Annotated in this window: 15 protein-coding genes; 10 read left to right on the forward strand and 5 right to left on the reverse strand. The window is 43.0% G+C overall.

Features of this window, described 5'->3' with window-relative positions; all coding sequences use genetic code 11:
• Positions 1–32: 32 nt before the first annotated feature.
• The 4 genes from AC1HJP_RS15555 to AC1HJP_RS15570 form a co-directional block, all read right to left on the reverse strand.
• A complete protein-coding gene (locus AC1HJP_RS15555) occupies positions 33–4,322 on the reverse strand; it encodes a PAS domain-containing protein (protein ID WP_480362587.1) in 4,290 nt (1,429 codons plus the stop codon).
• 164 nt (positions 4,323–4,486) lie between these two features.
• The gene (locus AC1HJP_RS15560) at positions 4,487–5,086 is read right to left on the reverse strand and encodes a TetR/AcrR family transcriptional regulator (protein WP_480362588.1); all 600 of its coding nucleotides are present in this window, start codon (positions 5,084–5,086) and stop codon (positions 4,487–4,489) included.
• A complete protein-coding gene (locus tag AC1HJP_RS15565) occupies positions 5,083–5,946 on the reverse strand; it encodes an alpha/beta hydrolase (RefSeq protein ID WP_480362589.1) in 864 nt (287 codons plus the stop codon). Before AC1HJP_RS15565 ends, AC1HJP_RS15560 begins: the two co-directional genes overlap by 4 nt.
• Positions 5,947–6,131: 185 nt before the next feature.
• The gene (locus AC1HJP_RS15570; protein WP_480362590.1) at positions 6,132–7,421 is read right to left on the reverse strand and encodes a hypothetical protein; all 1,290 of its coding nucleotides are present in this window, start codon (positions 7,419–7,421) and stop codon (positions 6,132–6,134) included.
• A gap of 151 nt (positions 7,422–7,572) precedes the next feature.
• On the opposite strand from AC1HJP_RS15570, the gene AC1HJP_RS15575 reads away from it, so the two are divergent.
• Entirely contained in the window at positions 7,573–10,293 is a 2,721-nt protein-coding gene (locus AC1HJP_RS15575) for an ATP-binding protein (RefSeq protein WP_480362591.1), read from the forward strand.
• A gap of 35 nt (positions 10,294–10,328) precedes the next feature.
• Here AC1HJP_RS15575 and AC1HJP_RS15580 read toward each other — a convergent pair whose 3' ends face one another.
• Complete coding sequence (locus tag AC1HJP_RS15580; RefSeq protein WP_480362592.1) at positions 10,329–13,298, reverse strand: bifunctional diguanylate cyclase/phosphodiesterase; 2,970 nt, start codon at positions 13,296–13,298, stop codon at positions 10,329–10,331.
• Between the two features lie 480 nt (positions 13,299–13,778).
• Between AC1HJP_RS15580 and mraZ the strand changes: the two genes are divergently transcribed.
• The 9 genes from mraZ to ftsW are packed head-to-tail and all read left to right on the forward strand — an operon-like array spanning position 13,779 to position 23,782.
• On the forward strand, positions 13,779–14,237 hold the full coding sequence (gene mraZ, locus AC1HJP_RS15585; protein WP_058028651.1) for a division/cell wall cluster transcriptional repressor MraZ: 459 nt from the start codon (positions 13,779–13,781) through the stop codon (positions 14,235–14,237).
• A 24-nt stretch (positions 14,238–14,261) separates the two neighbouring features.
• The gene (gene rsmH / locus AC1HJP_RS15590; protein WP_058028652.1) at positions 14,262–15,197 is read left to right on the forward strand and encodes a 16S rRNA (cytosine(1402)-N(4))-methyltransferase RsmH; all 936 of its coding nucleotides are present in this window, start codon (positions 14,262–14,264) and stop codon (positions 15,195–15,197) included.
• Positions 15,197–15,520 (forward strand): cell division protein FtsL, encoded by a 324-nt coding sequence (gene ftsL / locus AC1HJP_RS15595; RefSeq protein WP_349284722.1) that lies wholly within the window; start codon positions 15,197–15,199, stop codon positions 15,518–15,520. Before rsmH ends, ftsL begins: the two co-directional genes overlap by 1 nt.
• Positions 15,517–17,334, forward strand: coding sequence for a peptidoglycan D,D-transpeptidase FtsI family protein (locus AC1HJP_RS15600; RefSeq protein ID WP_480362593.1), 1,818 nt, complete (start codon positions 15,517–15,519; stop codon positions 17,332–17,334). Before ftsL ends, AC1HJP_RS15600 begins: the two co-directional genes overlap by 4 nt.
• Positions 17,324–18,808 carry a UDP-N-acetylmuramoyl-L-alanyl-D-glutamate--2,6-diaminopimelate ligase gene (locus AC1HJP_RS15605; protein WP_480362594.1) on the forward strand — a complete coding sequence of 495 codons (1,485 nt, stop codon included), beginning with the start codon at positions 17,324–17,326 and terminating at the stop codon, positions 18,806–18,808. The genes AC1HJP_RS15600 and AC1HJP_RS15605 overlap by 11 nt, the downstream gene beginning before the upstream one ends.
• Positions 18,805–20,208, forward strand: a complete 1,404-nt coding sequence (locus AC1HJP_RS15610) for a UDP-N-acetylmuramoyl-tripeptide--D-alanyl-D-alanine ligase (RefSeq protein ID WP_480362595.1) — start codon at positions 18,805–18,807, stop codon at positions 20,206–20,208. The genes AC1HJP_RS15605 and AC1HJP_RS15610 overlap by 4 nt, the downstream gene beginning before the upstream one ends.
• The gene (gene mraY, locus AC1HJP_RS15615; protein ID WP_404393099.1) at positions 20,202–21,284 is read left to right on the forward strand and encodes a phospho-N-acetylmuramoyl-pentapeptide-transferase; all 1,083 of its coding nucleotides are present in this window, start codon (positions 20,202–20,204) and stop codon (positions 21,282–21,284) included. The genes AC1HJP_RS15610 and mraY overlap by 7 nt, the downstream gene beginning before the upstream one ends.
• A complete protein-coding gene (gene murD, locus AC1HJP_RS15620; protein ID WP_480362596.1) occupies positions 21,285–22,610 on the forward strand; it encodes a UDP-N-acetylmuramoyl-L-alanine--D-glutamate ligase in 1,326 nt (441 codons plus the stop codon).
• Positions 22,610–23,782, forward strand: a complete 1,173-nt coding sequence (gene ftsW, locus AC1HJP_RS15625) for a cell division protein FtsW (protein ID WP_480362615.1) — start codon at positions 22,610–22,612, stop codon at positions 23,780–23,782. Before murD ends, ftsW begins: the two co-directional genes overlap by 1 nt.

A 23,782-nucleotide genomic window follows, 5' to 3' on the forward strand; every position in this document is an offset into this window, starting at 1 on the left:
AACGACCAAGCGCCCACCATAAGTGGGCGTTATTATTCGAGATTTGAATTCATTGAGGGCTTTGTATTTGTGCTAAGCAGGGCTGTTTTCAACGCGTTTAAGTTAATTGGCTTGGCAATATATTCATTCATTCCCGCATCTAAGCACTTTTCTTTGTCGCCTTTCATGGCATTGGCTGTCATGGCAATGATATAGGTAGATTTATGATGTGAACCCGCTTCACCCTGTCTGATGAGACGTGTGGCTTGAAAGCCATCCATTTCTGGCATTTGTATGTCCATCAAGATGACATCATAAGGCGTTACTTGTGATTTTAGTTGCGTTAAAGCTTGTTGCCCATTTTCAGCACAATCACACTCCAGCCCTAAGCTTTTCAGCACACCTTTAGCCACAATTTGGTTCACAGGGTTATCCTCAACAAGCAGAATATTTAACGCTGGGAGTTGGCTTTGGTCAGCCATCTCAGGGGTATCATCAGCCTGCCGCAATTCATTAATATAATGATGTGTGACAAGCGGTTTGGCGTTTTCTAACGAGTCTCCCTTATCAGAGATAATCTTGAGTGCACCTAATAAATCTTGTGTCGTTGCAGGCTTTGGAAAGTACCCTTTGAAACCCAAATCGGCAAAATATTTTGCGTCACCTCGGGTTTGCATAGAGGTCATCATGATAAGCTGCATCTGCTCGCACTCAGGAATACTTTGCAAGTGTTGTGCAAGTTGAGCACCATCCATATTTGGCATTTGCATATCTAAAATAGCAATATCAAACATAGAGCCAGTTTGTCTCTTACAAATAGTTAAGGCTTGCTCACCATTATGGCAGGTCGTGACTTTTGCACCCCATTGCGATAATTGCTTGTCTATTATTTCTCTATTGGTTTCGTTGTCGTCGACGACCAAAATATTCAGTGAGGAAATGTCTACATTGGGCACCTTAGTGTGACTTTTTTTACAGCTTGAGACTTGGAGTGAACAGGTAAACTCACTGCCTTCTCCTAGCGTACTTTGTAAAGAGATTGAGCCATTCATGCGATTACATAGCTTTTTAACAATGGCTAAGCCAAGGCCTGTTCCCCCATAGTTTCTAGTTGTAGAGGAGTCAGCTTGACTGAAGGTTTCAAAGACGTGAGTTTGCTTGTCTTGCGCGATACCTATGCCGGTATCTTTAACTTTGAGAATAAGTGTTAGGTTGTCTAAGTCCGTGCCTTGTAAATGTGCAGAAATTAAAATCTCGCCATTATGAGTAAATTTAATCGCATTACCGATTAGATTTGTCAGAATTTGCCTAATTCTTCCAGGGTCGCTAATAATCAGTTGATTTGGTAATTCGGTTGTGTCGAGGATCAGCTCTAGCCCCTTGGCTTCGACCGTCATGGCGAATGACTCACATAGTTCGCCAAGCATAGTGGTAAGATTAAAAGGAATATTTTCTAGTTCGAGTTTATCAGCATCAATCTTAGAGAAATCGAGAATGTCGTTAATCAAAGTCAGTAGTGAGTTTGCACTACTTTTTGCAATTGAAACGCGGTGCTGCTGTTCATCTGAAAGCTCGCTGCTGCCAAGTAAATCAAGCATACCAATCACCCCATTCATCGGCGTTCTGATCTCATGGCTCATACTGGCCAAGAATTCATTTTTGGCCACTACAGCAGTTTCTGCAACGGTTTTCGCTTGTTGCAATGCCTGTTCATACTCTACGCGTTCTGTTACATCATAGTTCACACCAACGACATTTGTAACTAGACCGTGTTCATTGACTTTGTTAATAGCAGACGCTTTTATGTGCCGAATTTGGCCATTGGGTAAGATGATTCTAAATTGTGTATCAAATTTATCGTCATACTTAATCGCGTCACTTAATAATGCTTCTGTTTCTACTTTATCGTCAGGGTGGAGAGACTGCTCCCATGCGTTATAGGCGGCCGAAAAATCAGACTCAGGAATACCATATAATTTGAACATCCAGTTATCCCAACTTAATGTATCATCGACTAGGTTATAATCGAAAATACCAATACCAGCAGAGTCGGCTGCCAGTGCCATACGTTCATTTTTATCTTGTATTTCTTGCTCGGCTTTCTTAGAGGCACAGATGTCTAAATGGGTACCTATCATACGCTTTGGAGAGCCATCAATATTCCACTCAACGACACGACCGGTGTCTAATATCCAGATCCAGTGACCAAGCTTGTGTTTCATGCGAATTTCACACAGATATATCTCGTTCTCTCGGTTCCAATGTTCTCGCAGTGCATGTTCTGAGTATTTAAAATCCTCAGGGTGTACTAGGTTGACCCAAGTTAACGTGTCAGTAGGCTCCAATTCGCTGAGCTTGTATCCCAGAATATTTGCCCAGCGTTCGTTATAGGTGGTTTTACCTGAATCAATTTCCCAATCCCAAATGCCGACACCGGTTGAATCTAAAACAAACTCGAGTCTTTGATTACTGAACTTCAGTTTGTTTTGCGCCTCGACCCGCTCGGTAATATCTTGGAATGAGCCAAACATACGAATACACTGTCCGTCTCTAAATTCCGTTTGCCCTTTGGCCTCAACCCAGACTTCATTGCCTTTGGCTGTGATAATTTGCAGCTCTTCTTGATAGGGCTCGCCGGTTTGCATTGATTGTGCAACCAGCTCTGAAATACGCTCTTGACTGAACCCCGGCTTATAAAAATTGATGGCGGTGCTAAGCTGTGGCTCAAAATCAGTCTCTACTTCGTGTATTTGTTTGGTCATGTCTGACCAATATACTTTTTCTGTGACAAGATCAACTTCCCAAGCGCCTATATTGGCCTGCTCACTCATTTGCGTCATGAGTTGTTGCTGTGAAAGCAATTTGTTTTCTTGCTCTGCTCGCATGAACTCATGGCTGATCCAGTGAGCGAGTAATTGTACGATTTCGAGGTCTGACTGTGTAAAAGCATGTGGGGTGACTTCAGGACTCGAAAAGTTCAGTGTGCCAATGCGCTTGCCTGATACAACGAGTGGACAGCCTATATAGCTTTCTAAAGAAAAGTTTTCATAACATGGGTGCGTAGCAATATCACTTTGTCCAACATGATGATAGGCAATGGCATGATTTGCTTTAAGCGTATGGAGACAATAAGAGTGTTGGTATTCGAAGACGGTGCCTGGAGTTATAGCCCCATTAGGGGTTGAGGCATATTTGACTAAATACGTGTTCTTCGCTTCGTCTATATTACTGACAATCGCTAAAGGTAAATTAAACACTTCTCTACCTAGCAACAGTAAGCGTGCTATTTTTTCGTCTAAAGACTGTGCCGGATCACTGGTGATCTTATGAATTTGTGTGAGCGTCTCTAAAGTTCGTTTTTTTTCAGTGATATCGTGTTGAATGATAATAGAGCTATCAACTTCATTTTCAATGTGTTTGATAGGCACGATGCTGGTATCAAACCAATAAAGTCGACCATCTTTGGCTTTGTTGCAAACCTCTCCTTGCCAAACGTTCCGATTCTTAATGGCATTGTCTACCTCTTGATAAAAGGCTTTACTATGAACGCCGCTATGTAAGTTTTTTACACTTTGACCGAGTAGCTCTTTTTTGTTGAAGCCATATTGTTCGGTGAATTTGTTGTTATAAAAAAGCAGATTCGCTTGGCTATCAACACGCATTACAACCGCATGCTGATTGAGTGCAAATTGCACGTCTTTTACGCGATTTTTTTCTAGTAATAGTTTTTGATAGGTCTCAGATAACCAGCCTTGCATTGGTTTAAAAATCGCAAACACCAAGAATAAAATCACCAGTAGTGAAAGACCCCAAAGGGCTAGGTTTATTCTTTGTAATGTTAATTGTTGCGCAAGACTGGCTTGTTCAAATAAGGTGACGGTGTGGTTTAAGTCACGTAGAAGCTGTTCATTATCAAACTGTTCGAATAGCAGCAGGTCATTTGTTGACTTTTTATTAGACGCCTCAATCGCTAGGTGAGTATAACGCTCTAAACGTGGCGACAGTTGCGTATCCTTGAAATGTTGAGCCACATTAGCTTGTGTTTCAGCACTTTTTGTTGTGAGTTTTTCTGTTAAAAATTGCTGGTTGTCTAAAAGTTTAGCTGCTATTCGCTGAATTTTTTGCGCTCTTTCAGGTGCCTCCAAACGGTGCGTAAATAAGGCTAAACGCTGCGACAACATACGTTGCTCGCCTGCAATATTGATAATCTTTGCGATATCTCGCTGTTTTATTTGCTGCTCGTTTAAAGTGACAAATGAGGTAGTGATGGCCAGTACGATAACTAAAAGAGCTAGTTTGTAGCGCCTTGAAAAAGTCGCAATAAATGACTCGGTACTGATCATATAAAGCACGCCCTTGTGGTTTTTATTTTCTTAGAATAACTTGCTTTGAGAGTAATCGATATTACATCAATAACTATGAGTATAAACTATCACAACAAATGTGCGGAGTTGCAGTAATTTATTTGTTTCGCTCATGAGCAATACTGGCTTTAAGGGGTTAATGGTTAAGCTTTATATTGCGCTATTAACCTTAAGACGCTTTGCTTGAATAGCTCACCTGCTTTACTTTGGGAAAGAGTATATTTCGTAATGGCATGGCCTAAATATAAACTATAAAGCTCATAGGCAATGACGTGACTTGGGATGTCAGGTGAGAAGTGCTTTTGCTCAATACAGCGCTCAATACGGTGCGTTAGGTAGCCCAATAGGCGCTCTTGTTGGTCGATAACAAAGCTGCGTACCTGCGAGTCTGGTCGGTTTTGAAATTCAACCACAGCCTTGATAAACGGGCAGCTCATTTTTGGATCGTTGAACATGTCATTGATCCAGGTGCTCCAGCAGTCTAGTAAGTTGATCAGGTGATCTAAAGGGTTTTCACAGCGAGCAGGGGTGATCACCCTGTCTATAAATAAAGTTTCACCATATTGTAAGATGGCAACCTGCATGTCTTCTTTATTTTTGAAATGAGAAATAACACCCGTTCGAGATAAACCACAGAGTTTTGCAACGCTGCCGATGGTGACATCAGCAAGACCGTATTGACTACTGTATCTAATACTTTGTTTGAGGATCTCGTTACGAGTGCGTTCGCCTTTACTTATCAAGTAGTGATCACCTGAGTTATGTGCTGTATGACTTTAGTATCTCCTAAAAGCCTTCGATGACCAAGCCCTTGAGTAGTAAACAGGGGAGATTTGTGTGTTTGCAAATAGTCGGTGACGCTTTGATAACTGGCGTATTTGTCTTGTTCATCATGAATGAAGTGGATGTGCTCAGAGAGTTTACTTGTATGCTGGCTGAGACACAGACTTTGCCACTGCCGATTAAACTCAGTGCCAATATTTTCTAGTACATGTGTGAGTAGCTTGGTAGAAATTCCCGCTTTATTGACCTTTTCGAACATGAGTTCAAAGAAGTGAATTGGCGTAGCAATTAAGATCAGTTTTTTATTGGCCAGTTTGTCTTCAGGTAAATTCAGTGTTGCAACCGCGCCCATTGAGTGCGCCACAATGGCGTGTATGTGATGTCCTTTTTGCTCAAAATACTCGACGGTGGCGTTTAAAGTCTCAATGAAATTCAATAAGTGAGTTTGTTTGCCTGCGGACTTACCATGGGCAATGTGATCGACGGCTGCGACTTTAAATCCTTGCGATAACAAATTGATGATCATGGCCTCAAACCCTGAGCTGTTATCTGCCCAGCCATGACTGACAATTACCAGATTTTGGCCTTCACCAAACAGACTTATATGTGCTTGGCCCAAAGAGGTATTCAGATTAATGACATCATCAGCTTCAAGTTCATTAAAGGCGTATTGACGTTTACCAAACGGATTGAGTAGCAGTTTTTTTCCAATAGTAAGGCTGAGCTTTGGCGCTATTTTTATTAGCCCGCCAGATAAAGCGCGCGTGACATTTTGAACGCCAAAACGATTTTGTTTGTCGTGAAAGTAGTTGAATTTCATGTTTAAAGCCAAAATAGTACAAGTGTTATATTTTAAAATAGTTCAACTGTACTATTTTGTAAAGTGGTTATTTTCTGTATGTGGGTGAGGCGTGTTCTATTAAGAGATGCGGAACGCTAAAGAAAATAGATATAAAAAAAGCTGCCAAAGGGCAGCTTTAAAAAGTCAGGATAAAAGAGCAAGTACTATTGCATCATGCTTGCTGTTTTTGGGTTGGCTAGTAGTTCGCTAAAGAGCGTCCAAACTTCATCTTGCGTGCCTGTTTTTGTTTGTTTCTCAATGTAGTCCTTAACGATATCTTGGCCAAGGTTGTAATTGATAACATAAGCACGGTTAGCTTTAATAAAACCTAGACGTTGTTGTGCCTTTTTCTCTGTGACTAGGGTGTATTTTACAAGTAATTCGATGGCTTTTTGATCGTCAATCTCACCATCTAAGTAACGTTTTGCGACCATGTTATCCGCATATGAAAGTTGTTGTTTTACAGCTTGTACTTGGTAGTACAACTCGACCTTGCTGGCATCGAGCCCAGCCAATGGAAATAAAACGTCTTTTTCAAATTGAATACGTTCAGCATGTGGGAAAACCACATCAACGCCGTAATTGGCACTACCTTCAGCAAGCAATGACATTGGCGAGAACAGCGGGTAAACCGAGTATTCAATCCAACCTTTACCATTCACTAAATGCTTTTCCATGAGGGAATTAAATACATGGTGCCCTGGATAGCCTTCGTGGCTGGCTAAGTCTATGGCGCGGGCAATATAAATAGGGAAGTCAGTATTCACTTGAATTAAGCTATAACTGTTTCCTTGGTACCAGTTGTAGCCGCTCCACACTTTATCTTGAACATATTCAATGGTGAAGCTCTCTTGCGCTTCAAGCTCTATGTATTGCTTGGTTCTTTTACGAGATTCAACCACTGCGGCTTTAAACACACTGTCTAGCTTGTCTTTAGGGATCACAAACTGCTCAATAAAGTCATTCATACGCTCACTCACTGAGCCTGTTCCTGGCAGCATTAAGTCTAATTCATTCAGTGCTTTGTCTAGCTCGGCTTCGGTAATGTTTGGAGAAACGGCGTCGTATAAACGTAAAGATTCTTCATCAAAGCTGACTTTTTCGTTATTGATAATTTGGATGAAGGTCAACATTGACTTAGTTTGTACTTGAAGAAACGCCTTACGCTGTGATTGCGCCTCTGAATTTTGCACTTGCTCTAATTGCGCTAGAAGCGTTGAGATATCTGTTTTTAAATCATTTAAAGGTTGTTTTTCACCCGTTCGCCATTCGCTAGGGCCATAATAAGCATCGATATAATAAGGGTGGTGTTCACCCACAGCCAAAGCTAATTTGACATATTGTTCTGCTAAATTATCTAGGGTCATGGGAGTGTCCTCTTCGGTGTTTAACATGTTTGACTGACAGCCCATAAGTGTGGCTAACAAACAAAGAATAACGAGTGTGATACGCATGATGGAGTTCTGCTTGGTTAAATGGAGTGCGGATCATAGCTGAAATAAATATTGTATACAATTTGAGTTTGGGGACTTTGATGTAAAACACCGCTTAGTCTGATAACTTATGCTATGTTTTTAACATGTTTGAAATTATGTATTTATGGTTATGCTGAAAGCTGAGGGTATACAAGACGCTCCCTTTACAATCAAAAGTGGGTATTTTTTAGGTATTACCATTAGCTGCTTTGTATTGGGTCTGTTTGGCACACTGTTCAATATAGAGCCCGGTTTTGCAAGTGCGATCTGGCCCGCAGCGGGCTGGTCTGTTGCCTGCCTGTTGGCGTTTGGTCGATTTTCACTCCTGCCATTATTCTTCGGAACACTATTAGCAAACTTATATAATTCAGGTTTTTTTGGTGTCCCCTATGATTTCTCAAATATCCTTTGGAATGCTTTACGTAGTGCCGCAGCCGTACTGCAGTGTATTTTTGCTTACTCTTTAATGAAGCGCTTTTGCCGTTTTCCGCTGAATTTTCAAAATGCAGAAACACTTATTAAAGCGCTCTTATTAGCCGGGCCTATCGCCAGTATTGTATCGTCTTCATTCGGTGCTTGGAGCTTATTGCAACAAGGCTTTATCCATTCTGACAGTCTGTTGTTTGTATGGTTTACCTGGTGGGTGGGCGACACCGTTGGTGTATTATTTTTCCTACCGCTATGTACTTTTTTATTTAAAAGCCATCGCTATACAGAAGTCAGCCACAAATCATGGATTTTAGCGTCAGCATGTCTGCTGTTCATCACCGTATGTTGGACCTTTAATTATTCGCGCAGTGTTTACTATGACAATTTATATGGGCGCTTTGTGAATATTACTGAGCAAAAGCTCGTCTCTATGCAGCTATTAAAAAACTCAGTAGAGAATGACCTCAAAGCACTTGGAGTATTAATGCAAACGGGTCATGCGATGAGCATTGATGAGTTTGAGCATTACAGCCACTTTTTAAGTGACGATTTTGAGTTATATCGCGCCTTAGGTTGGGTTGATTTTGTTCGAACTGAAAAGCTTGCTGCTTGGCAAAAGTCTCTAGCGCAGTCAGGCATCGCAGATGCCAAAATCAAACAAGCCCCTGGTAGCAATGAGATTGAAGATATTTTATTACCTATCAGCTTAATAGCCCCATATAAAGTCAATGCGCCAGCAATTGGTTTAGATGTCATGAGCCACCCTATTGCGGGGTCGGCTGCGGCAAAAGCGATTAAGCAAAAAACGCCCATTGCAACAGCGCCATTAGTGCTGGCACAACAAACGAACAAGGCGACAGGGAATGTAGTATATTTTCCTGTTTTTGATAAAAATGACCCTAATAAGTTATTGGGGTTGAGTGAAGTGGTACTGGAAATTGATGTTATCGTTGAGCGGATCTTATCAACCAGCCGTTATAAAAATAGCTTCAGTTACACTTTGAGTGATTTATCAAAGCAAGATACTTGGTATAGCTACACGCCAGAGATTAAGCACGACCTTCATGATTTACACTTTACCACAGAGTATCAAATAGATTGGTTTGGTCGCAGCTGGAAGCTGAGTTTTGAAAGTACCGAGACCTTTGAGAACAACAATAAAGACTGGTTAAGTTGGTTAACCCTCACCATAGGACTGATAGTTGCCGCATTGGGCATGTCATTTACTATGATTTTAGCAGGGTTTAATGAGCAGCTAAGAGTGCGTGTTGATAAGCAAACAGCGCAACTAGAAGAGTTGGTGGTTGAACTAAAGCAAGCTGACAAAGTGAAGAGTGAATTCTTGGCAAATATGAGCCATGAAATTCGTACCCCGATGAATGGGATCCTGGGTACTTTGCAACTATTACTTAAGACAGCATTAAGTGAGAAGCACCATGAACTGGTGGCTAGTGCGCTGGGTTCAAGTCGATCATTATTAGCGATATTAAATGACATTCTTGATTTTTCTAAGCTAGAAGCGGGTAAGGTCTCGATAGAGAGTGCACCATTGTCGATAAAAAGTTTAATTGATCAAGTGATCAGAAACCAATCTCGAGCAGCAAAAGCAAAAGAGCTGCAGTTAAGTATTGAGATAGCATCTGAAGTTTGGTTATTTAGACAAGGCGATAGCACACGTATTAAGCAGGTGCTTGAGAATATTATTTCAAACGCCATTAAGTTTACTTCAGATGGAGAGGTCAAAGTCACTGTTTCAGAGATGGATGATGATCAGGTTGTCATTACAGTGAAAGACACTGGAATAGGGCTTAGTGACGAGCAAATAGCACGTCTCTTTAATCGTTTTGAGCAAGCCGATGCGTCTACAACAAGAAAGTATGGCGGTACAGGACTCGGTTTATCTATTTCTAAACAGTTAGTTGGCTTAATGGGGGGAGAGATCTCTGTATCGAGCCAGCTTCACCACGGCAGCAGTTTTGAGGTTGTTTTACCGCTAACAAAAATACCTGCTGAGCAGGTTAATGAAGCAGCAGAAGTACATGCAGATCTCCCTGATCTGCAAGAGTATAAGATCTTAGTCGCGGAAGATAATCAGGTAAACCGCTTGGTCATAAATGCAATGCTGGCACCAACACAAGCGAGCATAGACTTTGCTGAAAATGGCTTGCAAGCAACTCAGATGGCGACAAACCAGCATTATGATTTAGTGCTGATGGACATTCAAATGCCTGAAATGGATGGTGTGCAGGCCTGCCAGATAATCAAAGAACAACTCCCTAAATTGCCTATCGTTGCTTTGACAGCCAATGTAATGGAGCAAGATGTTAAAACGTATCTGAGCTCAGGTTTCACCGCTCATCTAGGTAAGCCGATAGAGATAGACGGCTTGATGAGTTTGCTTAAGCGACTTTTAGACTCTTAATCATATTTTGTATTAAGTTCTTTGCTGATGTTGTTTTAAGCACCTTTCATAAAGTCTAAATAAGCTTTTTCGGGCATAGGTTTAGCGTAATAGTAGCCCTGACCATAATCGCAGCCTGCAGCTAACAATTGTAGGTGCTGCGCTTCGGTTTCAATACCTTCAGCAATCACCTTTAAGCCCAGTTGATGTGCCATCATGATCATGGCTTCGCATAGCGCAAGATCATCAGGGCTTTCAGCAATGCCATCCACAAAGCGCTTATCGATTTTAATAAAGTCGGTATCCATCTGCTTCAAATAAGCCAACGATGAATAACCGGTACCAAAGTCATCGAGTGCTAAAGCAAAACCTTGCTTTGATAATTGATTTAAACGCGACTGGGTACGCTGTTGGGCGTTCATCATTAAGCCTTCAGTGATCTCAATGACAAATTGCTCAGCATTTAAAGACAGCTCATCAAGGTGTGTTTTCCAATCAACTAAACGGCTATGTTTAGAAGAGAACTGTATCGGTGAGACGTTAATACTCAGTTGTACTTGCTGTGCTGCAGATATGAGTTTCTTTTGAGTACGACAAGCTGATGCAAAAATAAATTCGCCAATTTCTAATATAAGTTGTGTTTCTTCAGCAAGCGGAATAAACATCGCTGGACTTATAATGCCCTTATTTGGGTGCTGCCATCTGATCAGGGCTTCGGCTTTGACCGCCTTTCGTGATGACATCTCAACGATAGGCTGATAATACAGCTCAAATTGCTGCTTTTGTATCGCAATACGTAAATCTTTCAGTAGCTGCATGCGTTGTTCAGTGGCCTGACGCATCTGAGCGTCAAAAAAGGCAAAGCCGTTACGCCCTTGTTGCTTAGCCAAATACATAGCTTGATCTGCTGCTTTTAGTAGTAAGCCACTGCTATTACCATCTTTAGGTGCGGTTGCAATGCCGACACTGGCACTAATATGGCAAGCTTCATTATCAAGATAAATAGCTGGCTTTAACAGTGTAAGTACTTGCTCAGCTATTTGCATCAGATGCTCATGTTGGGTACTTTCAGAAATCACCAATACAAACTCATCGCCACCAATACGAGAAATTAAACTACATTTACCAGCCAGCTGGTTGAGACGATTAGCAACTTCCCTGAGTAGCTTGTCGCCATGATAATGACCTAAGCTGTCGTTAATATCTTTGAAGTGGTCGAGATCGAGCAGCAGGATGGCCAATGAAACCTCTTCACTGAGTTGCTGCTTCAAATGACGTTTCAGTTCTAAGCGGTTCGCTAGTTCAGTAAGTTGGTCGAAATGAGTACGGCGCCAAATCAACTCATCTTGACGCTTTTTCTCACTAATATCTGTGAAAATGGCGACTCTTCGGTAAGGGTTGCCTGAATCATCATAAACTGAGTTAATGGTAAGCCATTCGGTAAATAGCTCACCATTTTTGCGTTTATTAATGATTTCACCTTGCCACGCACCTTTAGATTGGATCTGCTGCCACATGTCATCATAAAACTGCTTAGTGTGCTTTCCTGAGCCCAATAATGCGGTATTTTTACCCAAGACTTCAGCTTTAGAGTAGCCGGTGACTTTTTCGAAAGAGGGGTTCACATCCAGAATAACACCGTTAGCGTCGGTGATGGTCATTCCCTCACTCGAGTTCTTATACACCATAGCTGCCAACTTCATTGCTTCTTCTTGTTGCTTACGTGCTGTAATATCGCGTAGCACGATAATGGCTTGCTGGTGGGTATCTAAGAGGTTGGTTCGTGCTTCAAAGGTATGCAGATTGCCATCGACCTGCGCAGTAAATTCAAATTGATTTGTGTCGCTTAATGAGTGATTTTGCAAGGTGTTAAGTAATTGATCACAGCTGTGCTGAGGCAGTAGATCGAGTATATGCTTGGGCGGGCTCGAAAAAGTGACATTTGACGCCAATACTTTACCTTCGTTATCAATACGCAAATAGGTATCGGGTAACGCCTGGATCAGGCTAGCTAATTCGGCATGTTTGTGTGCGAGCGCATTCTCAGCGGTGAGCCTTTGGGTCGCCATATTTTCAAAGTTACTCGCGATACTTTTAAATTCAGGAGATAAGGCACTTTGTTGAAGGCGTGTTTTGTTACCTTTAGCAAAAGCATCTAGTGCATTTTGGAGTGATTTTAAGGGTTGTAGAAGCACCTTATTAAGCTGTTTTCGTGCTTGCCAAAACATAAGTAACAGCGCGGCAATAAATAAAGTAAAGATCAGGCTAACTTTGCGATTTGCGGCGTCAATAGCATGCTCAAAGGGAATAGATAAATGTAGCGTAAGCTGGCTATTCGAATTGTTTTCGACGATATGTTGTCGTAAGTAAATTCTGCGCTCACCTATCGGGGCTTCAAATTGTAAAACTCCTTGAAAGTGCATATTGGGCCAATGCTCATTTGCAGGTTGACCGAGTTGAGCATAATCAAACGGATAATTGGCAACGATATTGTGATCAACATCGGTAATAATCGCTTGAGAGTTAGCTGGCAGAGTCAACTGATTTAGGCTTTGACTCCACTGCTCTAGTAATTTAGCCACAGCAAGTATATGAGTTAAGTTACCGTGATGATCAAAAACAGGCATCGCAAAATTGACGGTTAGGCGGTTAATTGAACGATCAACCTGAAACTGACCAATCGCGAACTGTTGCGTTTCTATAGCGCTTTGAAAATAACGTCTGTCTTTTATGTTTATGCTTTGATTGGTGTTTTTTACTGTACATAACACATCACCATTCAGGTTTATCAAACCAATATTGGCAATGTTAGGGGTGATCAAACTGGCATGAGTAAGTAGGCTGCTGCATTGACCATTATTGGCTTTTAGCAGTTCATCATGTTTCGCCAATTGGGAAAGTAATCTTCTGGTTGCATTGAGATCGGCGCGTTGCAGCTGTGAGATCTGTAATGCGAGCGCGCGTGCTTGTTGCTCATGCTCTTTTAAAATATCCGTACGTTCTTCAAGTAACTGAAAAAGGATCACGGCTAAGCCTGGCAGGCAAAGCAAAAAAAGTAAGCGATTAAAGCGACGTGGTATTGATAAATTTAAAATAATAACGCTCGGTGATTCACAACAGCAAGACTCTTAATTGTATAAAAAATCCAGTCTAGCGCCAAGTTTAGCGATGAATTTAACTGATTACTCCTTGTACAAGACGATGAAACACATTTTACACGTCACAGCCAGTCGAAAGGTCATGCTCGTATAATCCTCACAGTGCGAAAAATAGATGAATTTTTTGTTATAAAAAAGTTTTATTCCTGTCTTTTCGGGTTTTCTCAAGCATTTCATAGGCTTTCAGCAAAGCCGCATTTTATCTGGGTTTTTTGATATTTTCGGCTTAGTTTTCGGCTTGACAAAAATACTCGTCAAGTCATAGACTGTGCAGTTGTGGGAAAAAGTGGTTTTTTGTGGATCAAATTGGATCTGAAGGGTTAAAAATACGATAAGGTTGGTTGCTCCATGTTTTCAGGTGCAAGTGCGCTAAATTTGGATGATAAAGGTCGATTTGCGATACCAACTAAGTATCGTCAGCCGCTTTTGTCTGAAGAGCAGGGCTCGCTGATTTGCACTATTGCGATTAACGAACCATGCCTTTGGTTATACCCTCGCAGCGAGTGGGATGAAATTGCCGCTCGACTTGTAAAGCTCTCCAGTATGAATCCAAGAGCGCGTCGATTGCAGCGCATGCTGGTCGGGCACGCCACTGAGTACCAATTAGATAAGAATGGCCGCATTTTACTTTCTCCGGCATTACGTAACTACGCAGGTTTGGGGAAAAAGATCATGCTCATAGGGCTATTAAATAAATTTGAGATTTGGGATGAGTCGAAATGGCACCAGCAAATGCAGCTTGATACAGAAATTGAGCGTGCAGGTGACTTTGAGATGACCCCTGAATTTGAAAACTTTTCGCTTTAGCAAACAAAAAGGCTTACATAACGCATGACTGCGCAATTTACCCATGTATCAGTTTTGATGAATGAAACGTTAGACGCGTTAGATATCAAAGCCGATGGTACCTATATCGATGGCACATTTGGCCGAGGCGGCCATTCGGGTCAAATTCTAAGTCGTTTGGGCGAACAAGGTCGTTTACAGGCTATTGATCAAGATCCGCAGGCGATCGAAGCCTCTAAGAAATTTGCTGACGATACCCGTTTTAATATCGCACATACGCGTTTCTCAAACATTGAACAAGTCGCCACAGAAGCGGGTATTCTGGGCCAGGTTGACGGTATTTTATTAGATATCGGTGTATCGTCTCCTCAGCTTGATGATGCCGATCGTGGTTTCAGCTTTATGAAAGATGGTCCACTTGATATGCGTATGGATCCCACGTCTGGCCGTAGTGCCGCGCAGTGGTTAGCCGAAGCTGAGCTTGAAGACATCGCGTTTGTGATCAAAAAGTACGGTGAAGAAAAGTTTGGCCGTCGCATAGCACACAAAATAGTTGAAACGCGTGATGAAACACCGATTACTACTACGAAACAGCTGGCTGACCTAGTTGATGAAGCGGTACCTGTGAAAGATAAGCATAAGCACCCAGCGACACGTACTTTCCAAGCTATTCGTATTTACATCAACAGTGAGTTAGAAGAAATTCAAACGGCATTACAAGCGTCACTGTCGGTATTAAAGCCGGGAGGTCGTTTGGTGGTGATCTCATTCCACTCTTTGGAAGATCGTATTGTTAAGCAGTTCATCAAGAAACAAAGTAAAGGTGAGGCTGTCCCGCGTGGCTTGCCATTAACTGAAGCGCAGTTGAATAAGAACCTGACGCTGAAGGCGTTGGGTAAAGCCATAAAACCAACTGCTGAGGAAATAGCTGCTAACCCAAGATCACGTAGCTCAGTATTGCGAGTAGCGCAAAAACTATAATGAACAAACCACAAAGCCGACAGCCTAAGCTGTTTAACGAGATATTTGCAGGCCTTTTAGCGAATAAGCTAACGGGCTTTTTGCTTATTTGTATCTTTGCTTCGGCTTTGGGGGTTGTACAAGTCACTTATCTGTCTCGTCAGCAAGTGATCCAGCAGGATAAACTCCTACAAGAGCGTGATGAGTTGGACTTGCAGTGGCGTTATTTACTGGTTGAAGAAGAATTCTATTCGCAACATGCGCGCATCGAAGAAGTCGCAACCACGCAGCTAGAAATGAAGCGCCCAACCAGTAAAGATGAGCAAGTGGTGGTGTTGCCATGAAAAAAGCAAAAGCCAATAGCTCAAAAACACTCATAACTTGGCGCTTTGCATTGGTGTGCACTGTGTTAGTCATGGTGTTTTTAACCTTGATGGCCCGTGCTGCCTACTTGCAAGTGATTGAGCCCGATCATGCTCGTGAAGAAAGTGCAAAGCGTACGGTACGTGTTGAAACTCTAAAAGTGCAACGCGGTATGATTTTTGACAGAAATGGTAAAGAGCTTGCAGTCAGTGTGCCCGTTGTGAGTGTGTATGCCGATCCCCTTGCACTCGATAAAGCGCTTGGCAAAAGAGTCATTCGTGCCGCGAGAAAAAACAAAGAAGATCACAAAGCGCTGGCTGAAAACGAAGAAGAAATGACATACCGCAAGCAAGTACGGTATGACAATGATATTCGTTGGCGCGAGCTTGCAGACGTATTACAAATTGATCACGAAGAAGTGGATGAGCGTTTACGTGACAACCCAGCACGCCGATTTGTTTATTTAAAGCGTCAAGTCACGCCAGCAGTTGCAAGCTATATCAGTCAATTAAAATTGCCAGGTATTCACTTACTAGACGAATCAAAACGTTACTATCCGAGTGGCGAAGTCACCGCGCATGTGTTGGGCTTCACCAATATAGATGGCAAAGGCATCGAAGGCATCGAAAAGCTATTTGAAAATGCCCTTACAGGTGCTGAAGGTAAAAGAACCATTCGTAAAGACGCACGTGGTCGAGAGATCCAAGTGTTGTCAGAGGAACAACGTGTTGAACCAGAAGATATTCAACTCAGCATTGATTTACGTATTCAAGCGATTGCTTATAAAGCCTTAAAAAGTGCGGTACTGAGCTATCAAGCGACTTCAGGCTCTGCCATGGTGGTAGATGTAAAGACCGGTGAAGTACTTGCTATGGTTAATAGCCCAAGCTTCAACCCGAATGATATGCGCGATGCACACCCTTACAAACGTCGAAATCGTGCAATTACTGACTTATTTGAGCCTGGTTCAACCCTTAAACCGCTGGCTGTATTAGCAGGGCTTGATCATGATGTGATTGAAGCCGATGACACCATCAATACCTTTCCGGGTTGGATGCGCCTAGGTGGCAGCTTAGTTAAAGATACCCGCAATCATGGAGAGATGACACTCAGAGAAATTCTTAAAGTATCGTCGAATATGGGCGTGGCTAAAATCAGTCAAATGTTGCCTAAAGAGTATCTTGTTGGTTTATATCAAAAAGTAGGCTTTGGTGAAGATACAGGCACTATGATGGTGGGTGAAAGTAGCGGCCTTTTCTATCCAAATCGCCGTTGGTCGGATTTTGAAATTGCAACTTTATCATACGGCTATGCGGTCTCAGTGAGCACTGCACAAGTGGCGCGTTTATACGCCACATTTGGCGCAGGCGGAATTTCTCGCCCATTAACCATCCTAAAGCAAGATACGCCGCCAGAAGGTGAGCGTCTATTCAAAGAAGAAGACGTCAAAGCGGTTGTGGATATGATGGAGTCCGTATTTGAAAAAGGCGGTACTGCGGCAAACGTCAAAGTCGATGGCTACCGTGCAGCAGGTAAAACAGGTACTTCTGAGAAAGCAGTAGCCGGCGGGTATGGTGATGAATATGTCGGTTATTTTGCCGGTGTTGCCCCAGTTACGAACCCACGTTTAGCTGTGGTGGTGATGATCAATGAACCTGGCGGTGATGTTTACTACGGTGGTCAAACTGCTGGTCCTGCTTTTGCTGAAATCATGTCGAACGCATTACGTATTTTGAATGTGGCCCCAGATAAAGGCCGCGTTGCTTATTTGTCGGAGAAAAAAGATGCGCTTTAATTTATCTCACACATTTGCAGCGTTAAATATTGATTATTCAGGGGTTGAACTCCCTAAACAAACTGCAGAATTACAACTTGATAGCCGAGCAGTGAAAGCCAGTGATGTGTTTATTGCCATTAAAGGCCATGTAAGTAATGGCGAAAACTTTATTGCACCGGCATTTACCAATGGCGCTAGCTGTGCCTTGGTTGACGCAACAAGTTTTGCAGCGCTGGATCAAAGCCAAGGTTTGTTGATCCCGGTTGAGAATTTAGCTAAGCGGATTGCTGAAATTGCCAAAATTTATTATCAGAGTCCGACCGAACGTTTAAAAGTAATGGGTGTAACAGGCACCAATGGTAAGTCAACCACGACAGCCATGATAGCTGCGCTTGCAGATGCCATTAATGTGCCAGCTGCGGTTGTAGGTACTTTAGGTTATGGCAAAGTAGATGACTTAACGCCACTGCAAAATACCACGCCGTCGGCTGTGGATTTACAGCGTATTTTTGCAACCCTTGCAGAACGTAATCAACTTGCGGCCATCGAAGTCTCATCTCATGGTTTAGTTCAAGGCCGTGTAAAAGAAACACAATTCAGTACGGCAGTTTTTACCAACCTTTCTCGTGATCATTTAGATTATCACGGTGACATGCACAGTTATGCACAAGCAAAGCGCTTGCTATTTACTGATTGTATGCCAAAACATTGTGTTTTAAATCATGACGATGCTGTAGCACAAAGTTGGATAGCACAATCCAGTTTTAGCAATTTAGTGGTATATGGCAAAAAGCCAACGGCACACAATTTTTCTCAGTTTGTTTGGTTTGATGAGGTTGAATGTCATCAAACCGGTATTCGTGCAACGCTCTCAACTTCTTGGGGTGAAGCGACGATTAATGTACCGCTATTTGGTCAATTTAATCTTTATAACCTAGCGGCTGCGATGGCGGCACTCTTGGTCGAAGGTTATGACTTTAGTGCATTGTGCAATGCGGTTTCTTCACTAAAACCAGTCGCAGGTCGTATGCAGGCTTTTTCGGTTGAAGGTAAACCGACGTGTGTGGTTGATTATGCTCACACCCCAGATGCATTGGCATTAGCGTTACAAGCACTTCAGCAACACGTACCTGGGCAAGTGACTTGTGTATTTGGCTGTGGTGGCGATCGCGATAAAGGCAAGCGCCCAATGATGGCGCAAGCGGCTGAGCAAAACGCCGATAAGTTGGTGATCACCAGCGACAACCCACGCAGCGAAAATCCTGACGATATTATCGCAGACGTTAAGGCTGGGCTCAGTCAACCTGAGTATGCTTACTGCCAACCTGACCGAGCTAAGGCCATTGCGTATGCGGTTGAGCAAACATCTGCTTCAGGTGTGGTACTGGTAGCCGGTAAGGGACACGAAGATTATCAAATTATCGGTGATCAAACGATCACCTTCTGTGACAGAGCATGGGTAATGAAAATTTTAAAAGGGGATAAAGCATGATCACAATGGATTTTGCTTGGCTTACAGCCGTATTAAACACCCCAGTAAGTTGTGGCGAGAATTTATCTGTCAGCAATATCAACACCGATACCAGAACAATAAAAAATGATGAGGTGTTTTTAGCGCTGAAAGGACCAAATTTTGATGGTCATAAATTTGTCCAGCAGGCGTATGAAAAAGGCGCCATTGCAGCGATTGTTGATAAACCAGTGGAATGCGACATTCCACAGTTTGTGGTAGCCGATACACGCTTAGCTTTAGGACATATCGGTGCTGCCGTAATGGCACAAGTAGCGCCAAAAACCATTGCTATTACGGGCAGTGTGGGCAAAACCACAGTAAAAGAGATGTGCGCGGCGATTTTGTCGCAAAAAGGTAAAGTGCTGGCAACCAATGGCAATTTTAACAATGACATTGGTGTACCGCTGACGTTAATTCGTTTGTCAGAAGACGACGAGTATGCGGTGATTGAACTTGGTGCAAACCATATTGGTGAGATTGCTTACACCACGCAAATGACTAAGCCAGATGTTGCTGCCATTTGTAATGTTGCACCAGCGCATATAGAAGGCTTTGGTTCAATTGAAGGCGTGGCGCAGGCCAAAGGTGAGATTTTCTCTGGCTTAAAAGAAAATGGCTGTGCGGTATTTAACTGCGATATTAATCCCGAATTTCGCCAGATGTGGGATAGCAGCATGTTCGATAAGCGTATCAAACGTGTTGCCACCGATGAACAGCTCGACATTTGGGCTGAGCAAGTCACGCTAAACGACACTGCGCACGCCAGTTTCTTACTTTGTGATGGTGAACAAAAAGTACCTGTGACGCTGGCGTTACCGGGTGAGCACAATGTCACCAATGCATTAATTGCAGCGGGCCTCACAACTGAGCTAGGTGCCAGTTTAAATGAAGTGGCAGCGGCGCTTGAGAGCATGAGCGCAGTTAAAGGTCGTGTGAACCTTATAAAGGTCAACGAAAACTTAACCGTGATTGACGATACCTATAATGCCAATGTGCGCTCGGTCAAAGCTGCAATCGATTTATTAACTAAAATGCCGGGCTATAAGTTATTTGCCTTAGGTGATATGGGCGAGCTTGGTGAACATGCTCGTGAGTATCACCAAGAAGTCGGTGAATATGCCAAACAGCAAGGTATCGATGCGTTATTTACCTTAGGGGTGCTGAGTCGTTATAGCAGTGATGTGTTTGAAATTGCCGATAGGCACTTTTCAACGCGTTCGCATTTATTGGCCGCAATTAATCAAACTTTAGCGGCGCAAAATGGTCCATGTACTGTGATAGTAAAAGGCTCTCGCAGTGCGCGCATGGAATTACTAGTAGAAGAATTAATAACAACAAGTGGTGAACAAGCAGCCACAGATGGAGTATCAGCATGTTAGTGTGGTTGGCTGAATATTTAACCCAGTATTACAGTGGCTTTAACGTCTTTTCTTACCTAACGCTGCGTGCGATTTTAGGTATTTTAACGGCATTATTGTTATCGCTTTATTTCGGTCCTATTTTGATCCGCGCACTACAGCGTATGCAAATTGGTCAAACAGTGCGTGATGACGGTCCAGAGTCACATTTATCTAAGTCTGGTACGCCGACCATGGGTGGGGTGTTGATCTTAGGCGCCATTTTTACCAGCACATTAATGTGGGGCGATTTAAGTAATAAATACGTGTGGGTGACACTATTTGTTTTAGGCAGTTTAGGTGTTGTTGGTTTTGTCGATGACTATCGCAAAGTGATCCGCAAAGATTCAAAGGGTTTAATCGCTCGTTGGAAATATTTCTGGCAGTCGGTGATCGCCATGACAGTAGCGAGTTTCTTATATTTTACTTCACTAAATCCAAATGAAACTGTGTTGGTTGTGCCTTTCTTAAAAGAAGTGATGCCGCAACTTGGCATTTTCTATTTGGTCATGAGCTATTTTGTGATTGTCGGTACATCTAATGCGGTAAACCTGACCGATGGTCTTGATGGCTTAGCGATTGTTCCGACTATTTTAGTGGCTTCAGCCCTTGCGATTATTGCCTATTTAACAGGTAACGCGAATTTCTCAGAGTACTTACATTTACCGCATTTACCACTGGCTAGTGAGCTGGTCGTAGTGTGTACCGCCATTGTTGGTGCGGGGTTAGGCTTCTTATGGTTTAACACCTATCCAGCACAAGTATTTATGGGCGATGTGGGTTCATTGGCGCTAGGTGGTGCATTGGGCATTATCGCGATTTTAGTACGTCAAGAGCTTGTGCTGTTGATTATGGGTGGTGTGTTTGTGATGGAGGCCTTGTCAGTAATCTTACAAGTGGGGTCATACAAGCTACGTGGCCAGCGTATTTTTAGAATGGCGCCTATTCACCATCATTATGAATTAAAGGGTTGGCCGGAGCCGCGAGTGATCGTGCGCTTTTGGATCATTTCGATTGTATTAGTACTCGCTGGATTAGCAACGCTGAAGATCAGATAAATGCAGTATTTAAACGAGTTAAAAAATAAAAACATCACTGTGCTCGGACTGGGGATTACCGGTCTGGGCATTGTGCGTTTTTTACTGTCTCACGGTATTACGCCGCGTGTGGTCGACAGTCGTGCTGTACCGCCGGGTTCGCAATGGCTTGCTGATAATGCCCCTGATTGTGAGGCGGTGTTTGGCTCGTTGGCACAGGCGAGTTTACCGAGTGCTGATTTAATCATTATCAGCCCTGGTATTGCGTTATTTGAGCAGAGTGTTGCAGAGGCGATAGCACAAGGCGTTGAAGTTATCGGTGACATTGAGCTGTTTGCTCGCTTGAACACGAAGTCTGTCATCGCGGTAACCGGTTCAAATGGTAAATCGACGGTGGTGAGTCTTGCCACTGCAGTGCTTAAAGAAGCCGGTTATAAAGTTGGGCTGGGCGGTAATATTGGTACCGCAGCGCTCGACCTACTTGAGCAAGATTTTGATGTGTTTGTATTAGAGTTATCGAGCTTTCAGCTCGAAACCACGCAAAGTCTAGTTTGTACCAGTGCCATGATCTTAAATGTTACTGAAGATCACATGGACCGTTATCCAGATTTCGCCGCCTATTGCCAAGCAAAACAGCGAATTTATCAACACGCCAAGCATGTGGTATTCAACGCCATAGATAACAATACACTAGCCAATGCCAGTGTTGGTGTGAGTGTGGCATTAGCGCAAGCCGATTACTGCCTGCAGACACATGACGGTGATTTGTATTTCGCTGCACATCAGCAGCCTGTTTTACCTGTCTCTAGTTTGACTATGGTGGGGAAACATAATCAGTTTAATGCATTGGCTGTGATGGCTTTACTTGAGCCACTTAACATTGATAAAGCCGCATTTTCAGCAGCATTTAAAAACTTCACAGGCCTGGCACATCGTTGTCAGTTGGTGGCTGATGTTGCAGGGGTTAAGTACTTCAATGATTCTAAAGCGACCAATGTTGGTGCAACAGTCGCTGCACTAGAAAGTTTGAAAGATGATGTAAACAAAATCGTGCTTATTGCAGGTGGTGATGCCAAAGGGGCTGATTTATCACCTTTACGTGAGCCATTGCAAGCAGCTTGTCGAGCCGTGATTTGTTTTGGTCAAGACGGTGCAAAGTTTTTGCCATTACATGAACAAAGTCATCTCGTTACAGATTTACAACAAGCCATTTTAAAGGCGCAGTCACTGGCACAAAACGGCGATGCAGTGTTATTAGCACCGGCTTGTGCGAGCATTGATATGTTCCCGAATTATATGGTGCGCGGAGAAGCGTTTTGTAAAGCCGTAGCGGAGCTTGCGCCATGATGACCTTCGCTGAGCTAAGAATGCAACTCACCCCAAAACAGTCAAATGCACTTTTTGATGTGCCTTTGCTGTACGCCATGCTGTGTTTAATCGGTATCGGTTTTGTGATGGTGACCAGTGCTTCTATGCCAGTAGCTGAACGACTTTATAGCAACCCCTATGGTATCGCAATGCGCCATGGAGTGTTCTTAGCATTAGGTTTTATTTGTTTTTGGTTCAGTACCAGCGTGCCCATGGATTGGTGGAAGAAATGTAATCCGTATCTACTATTCTTCGGCTTATTTTTACTGTGTTTAGTATTAGTCATTGGCCGAGAGGTGAATGGTTCAAAACGTTGGATCCCCATCGGCCCGATTGGTTTTCAGGTTGCTGAGGCGGCCAAACTTTTTTTCTTTAGTTATATCGCCGGTTATTTGGTTCGTAAGCGTGAAGAAGTGCAAGAAAACTTAAAAGGCTTTGCTAAGCCCATCGCGGTATTTGCGGTTTATGCATTACTGATTTTAAAGCAACCGGATTTAGGCACCGTGGTGGTCATGTTTGTAACGACAGTGGGGTTGTTGTTTTTAGCCGGCGCAAAGTTATGGCAGTTTTTTATGCTGATCTTAACCGGGATCGGTTTGATAGTGGTGCTAATAGTCTTTGAACCCTACCGCTGGCGACGTGTTACCGGCTTTTTAGATCCTTGGGATGACCCCTTCGGTGCTGGTTATCAATTAGTCCAGTCACTAATGGCTTACAGCCAAGGTGGTTGGTTTGGCCAAGGCCTAGGTAATAGCGTGCAGAAATTGCAGTATTTACCGGAAGCGCACAATGACTTTATTTTTGCCGTTATCGCTGAGGAGCTAGGTTTTGTTGGAGTGACCAGTATTTTGTTTTTGCTTGGTGTTTTGGTATTTAGAGCCTTATTAATCGGCCAGAAAGCGTTAAAACACGGCAAAGAATATGAAGGCTACTTTGCTCTGGCCATTGGTATTTGGTTTGCGTTCCAAACCATGGTCAATATAGGTGCCAGCGCAGGTATCTTACCGACTAAGGGCTTAACTTTGCCGTTTATATCCTACGGTGGTTCGAGCTTCTTAATTATGGTGATTGCAGCGGGTGTGTTGCAGCGTATTGATTTTGAAACCAAGTTATCGAGCCGACAAGCAACGGCGAGGAGTGGGCGACGATGA

The sequence above is a fragment of the Pseudoalteromonas sp. NFXS53 genome (assembly GCF_056629255.1).

Bases quoted from the DNA above. Each gene is read 5' to 3' on its own strand.
- AC1HJP_RS15555 (WP_480362587.1), bottom strand. From the start codon at position 4,322: ATGATCAGTACCGAGTCATTTATTGCGACTTTTTCAAGGCGCTACAAA.
- AC1HJP_RS15565 (WP_480362589.1), bottom strand. From the start codon at position 5,946: ATGAAATTCAACTACTTTCACGACAAACAAAATCGTTTTGGCGTTCAA.
- AC1HJP_RS15570 (WP_480362590.1), bottom strand. From the start codon at position 7,421: ATGCGTATCACACTCGTTATTCTTTGTTTGTTAGCCACACTTATGGGC.
- AC1HJP_RS15575 (WP_480362591.1), top strand. From the start codon at position 7,573: ATGCTGAAAGCTGAGGGTATACAAGACGCTCCCTTTACAATCAAAAGT.
- mraZ (WP_058028651.1), top strand. From the start codon at position 13,779: ATGTTTTCAGGTGCAAGTGCGCTAAATTTGGATGATAAAGGTCGATTT.
- rsmH (WP_058028652.1), top strand. From the start codon at position 14,262: ATGACTGCGCAATTTACCCATGTATCAGTTTTGATGAATGAAACGTTA.
- ftsL (WP_349284722.1), top strand. From the start codon at position 15,197: ATGAACAAACCACAAAGCCGACAGCCTAAGCTGTTTAACGAGATATTT.
- AC1HJP_RS15600 (WP_480362593.1), top strand. From the start codon at position 15,517: ATGAAAAAAGCAAAAGCCAATAGCTCAAAAACACTCATAACTTGGCGC.
- AC1HJP_RS15605 (WP_480362594.1), top strand. From the start codon at position 17,324: ATGCGCTTTAATTTATCTCACACATTTGCAGCGTTAAATATTGATTAT.
- AC1HJP_RS15610 (WP_480362595.1), top strand. From the start codon at position 18,805: ATGATCACAATGGATTTTGCTTGGCTTACAGCCGTATTAAACACCCCA.
- mraY (WP_404393099.1), top strand. From the start codon at position 20,202: ATGTTAGTGTGGTTGGCTGAATATTTAACCCAGTATTACAGTGGCTTT.
- murD (WP_480362596.1), top strand. From the start codon at position 21,285: ATGCAGTATTTAAACGAGTTAAAAAATAAAAACATCACTGTGCTCGGA.
- ftsW (WP_480362615.1), top strand. From the start codon at position 22,610: ATGACCTTCGCTGAGCTAAGAATGCAACTCACCCCAAAACAGTCAAAT.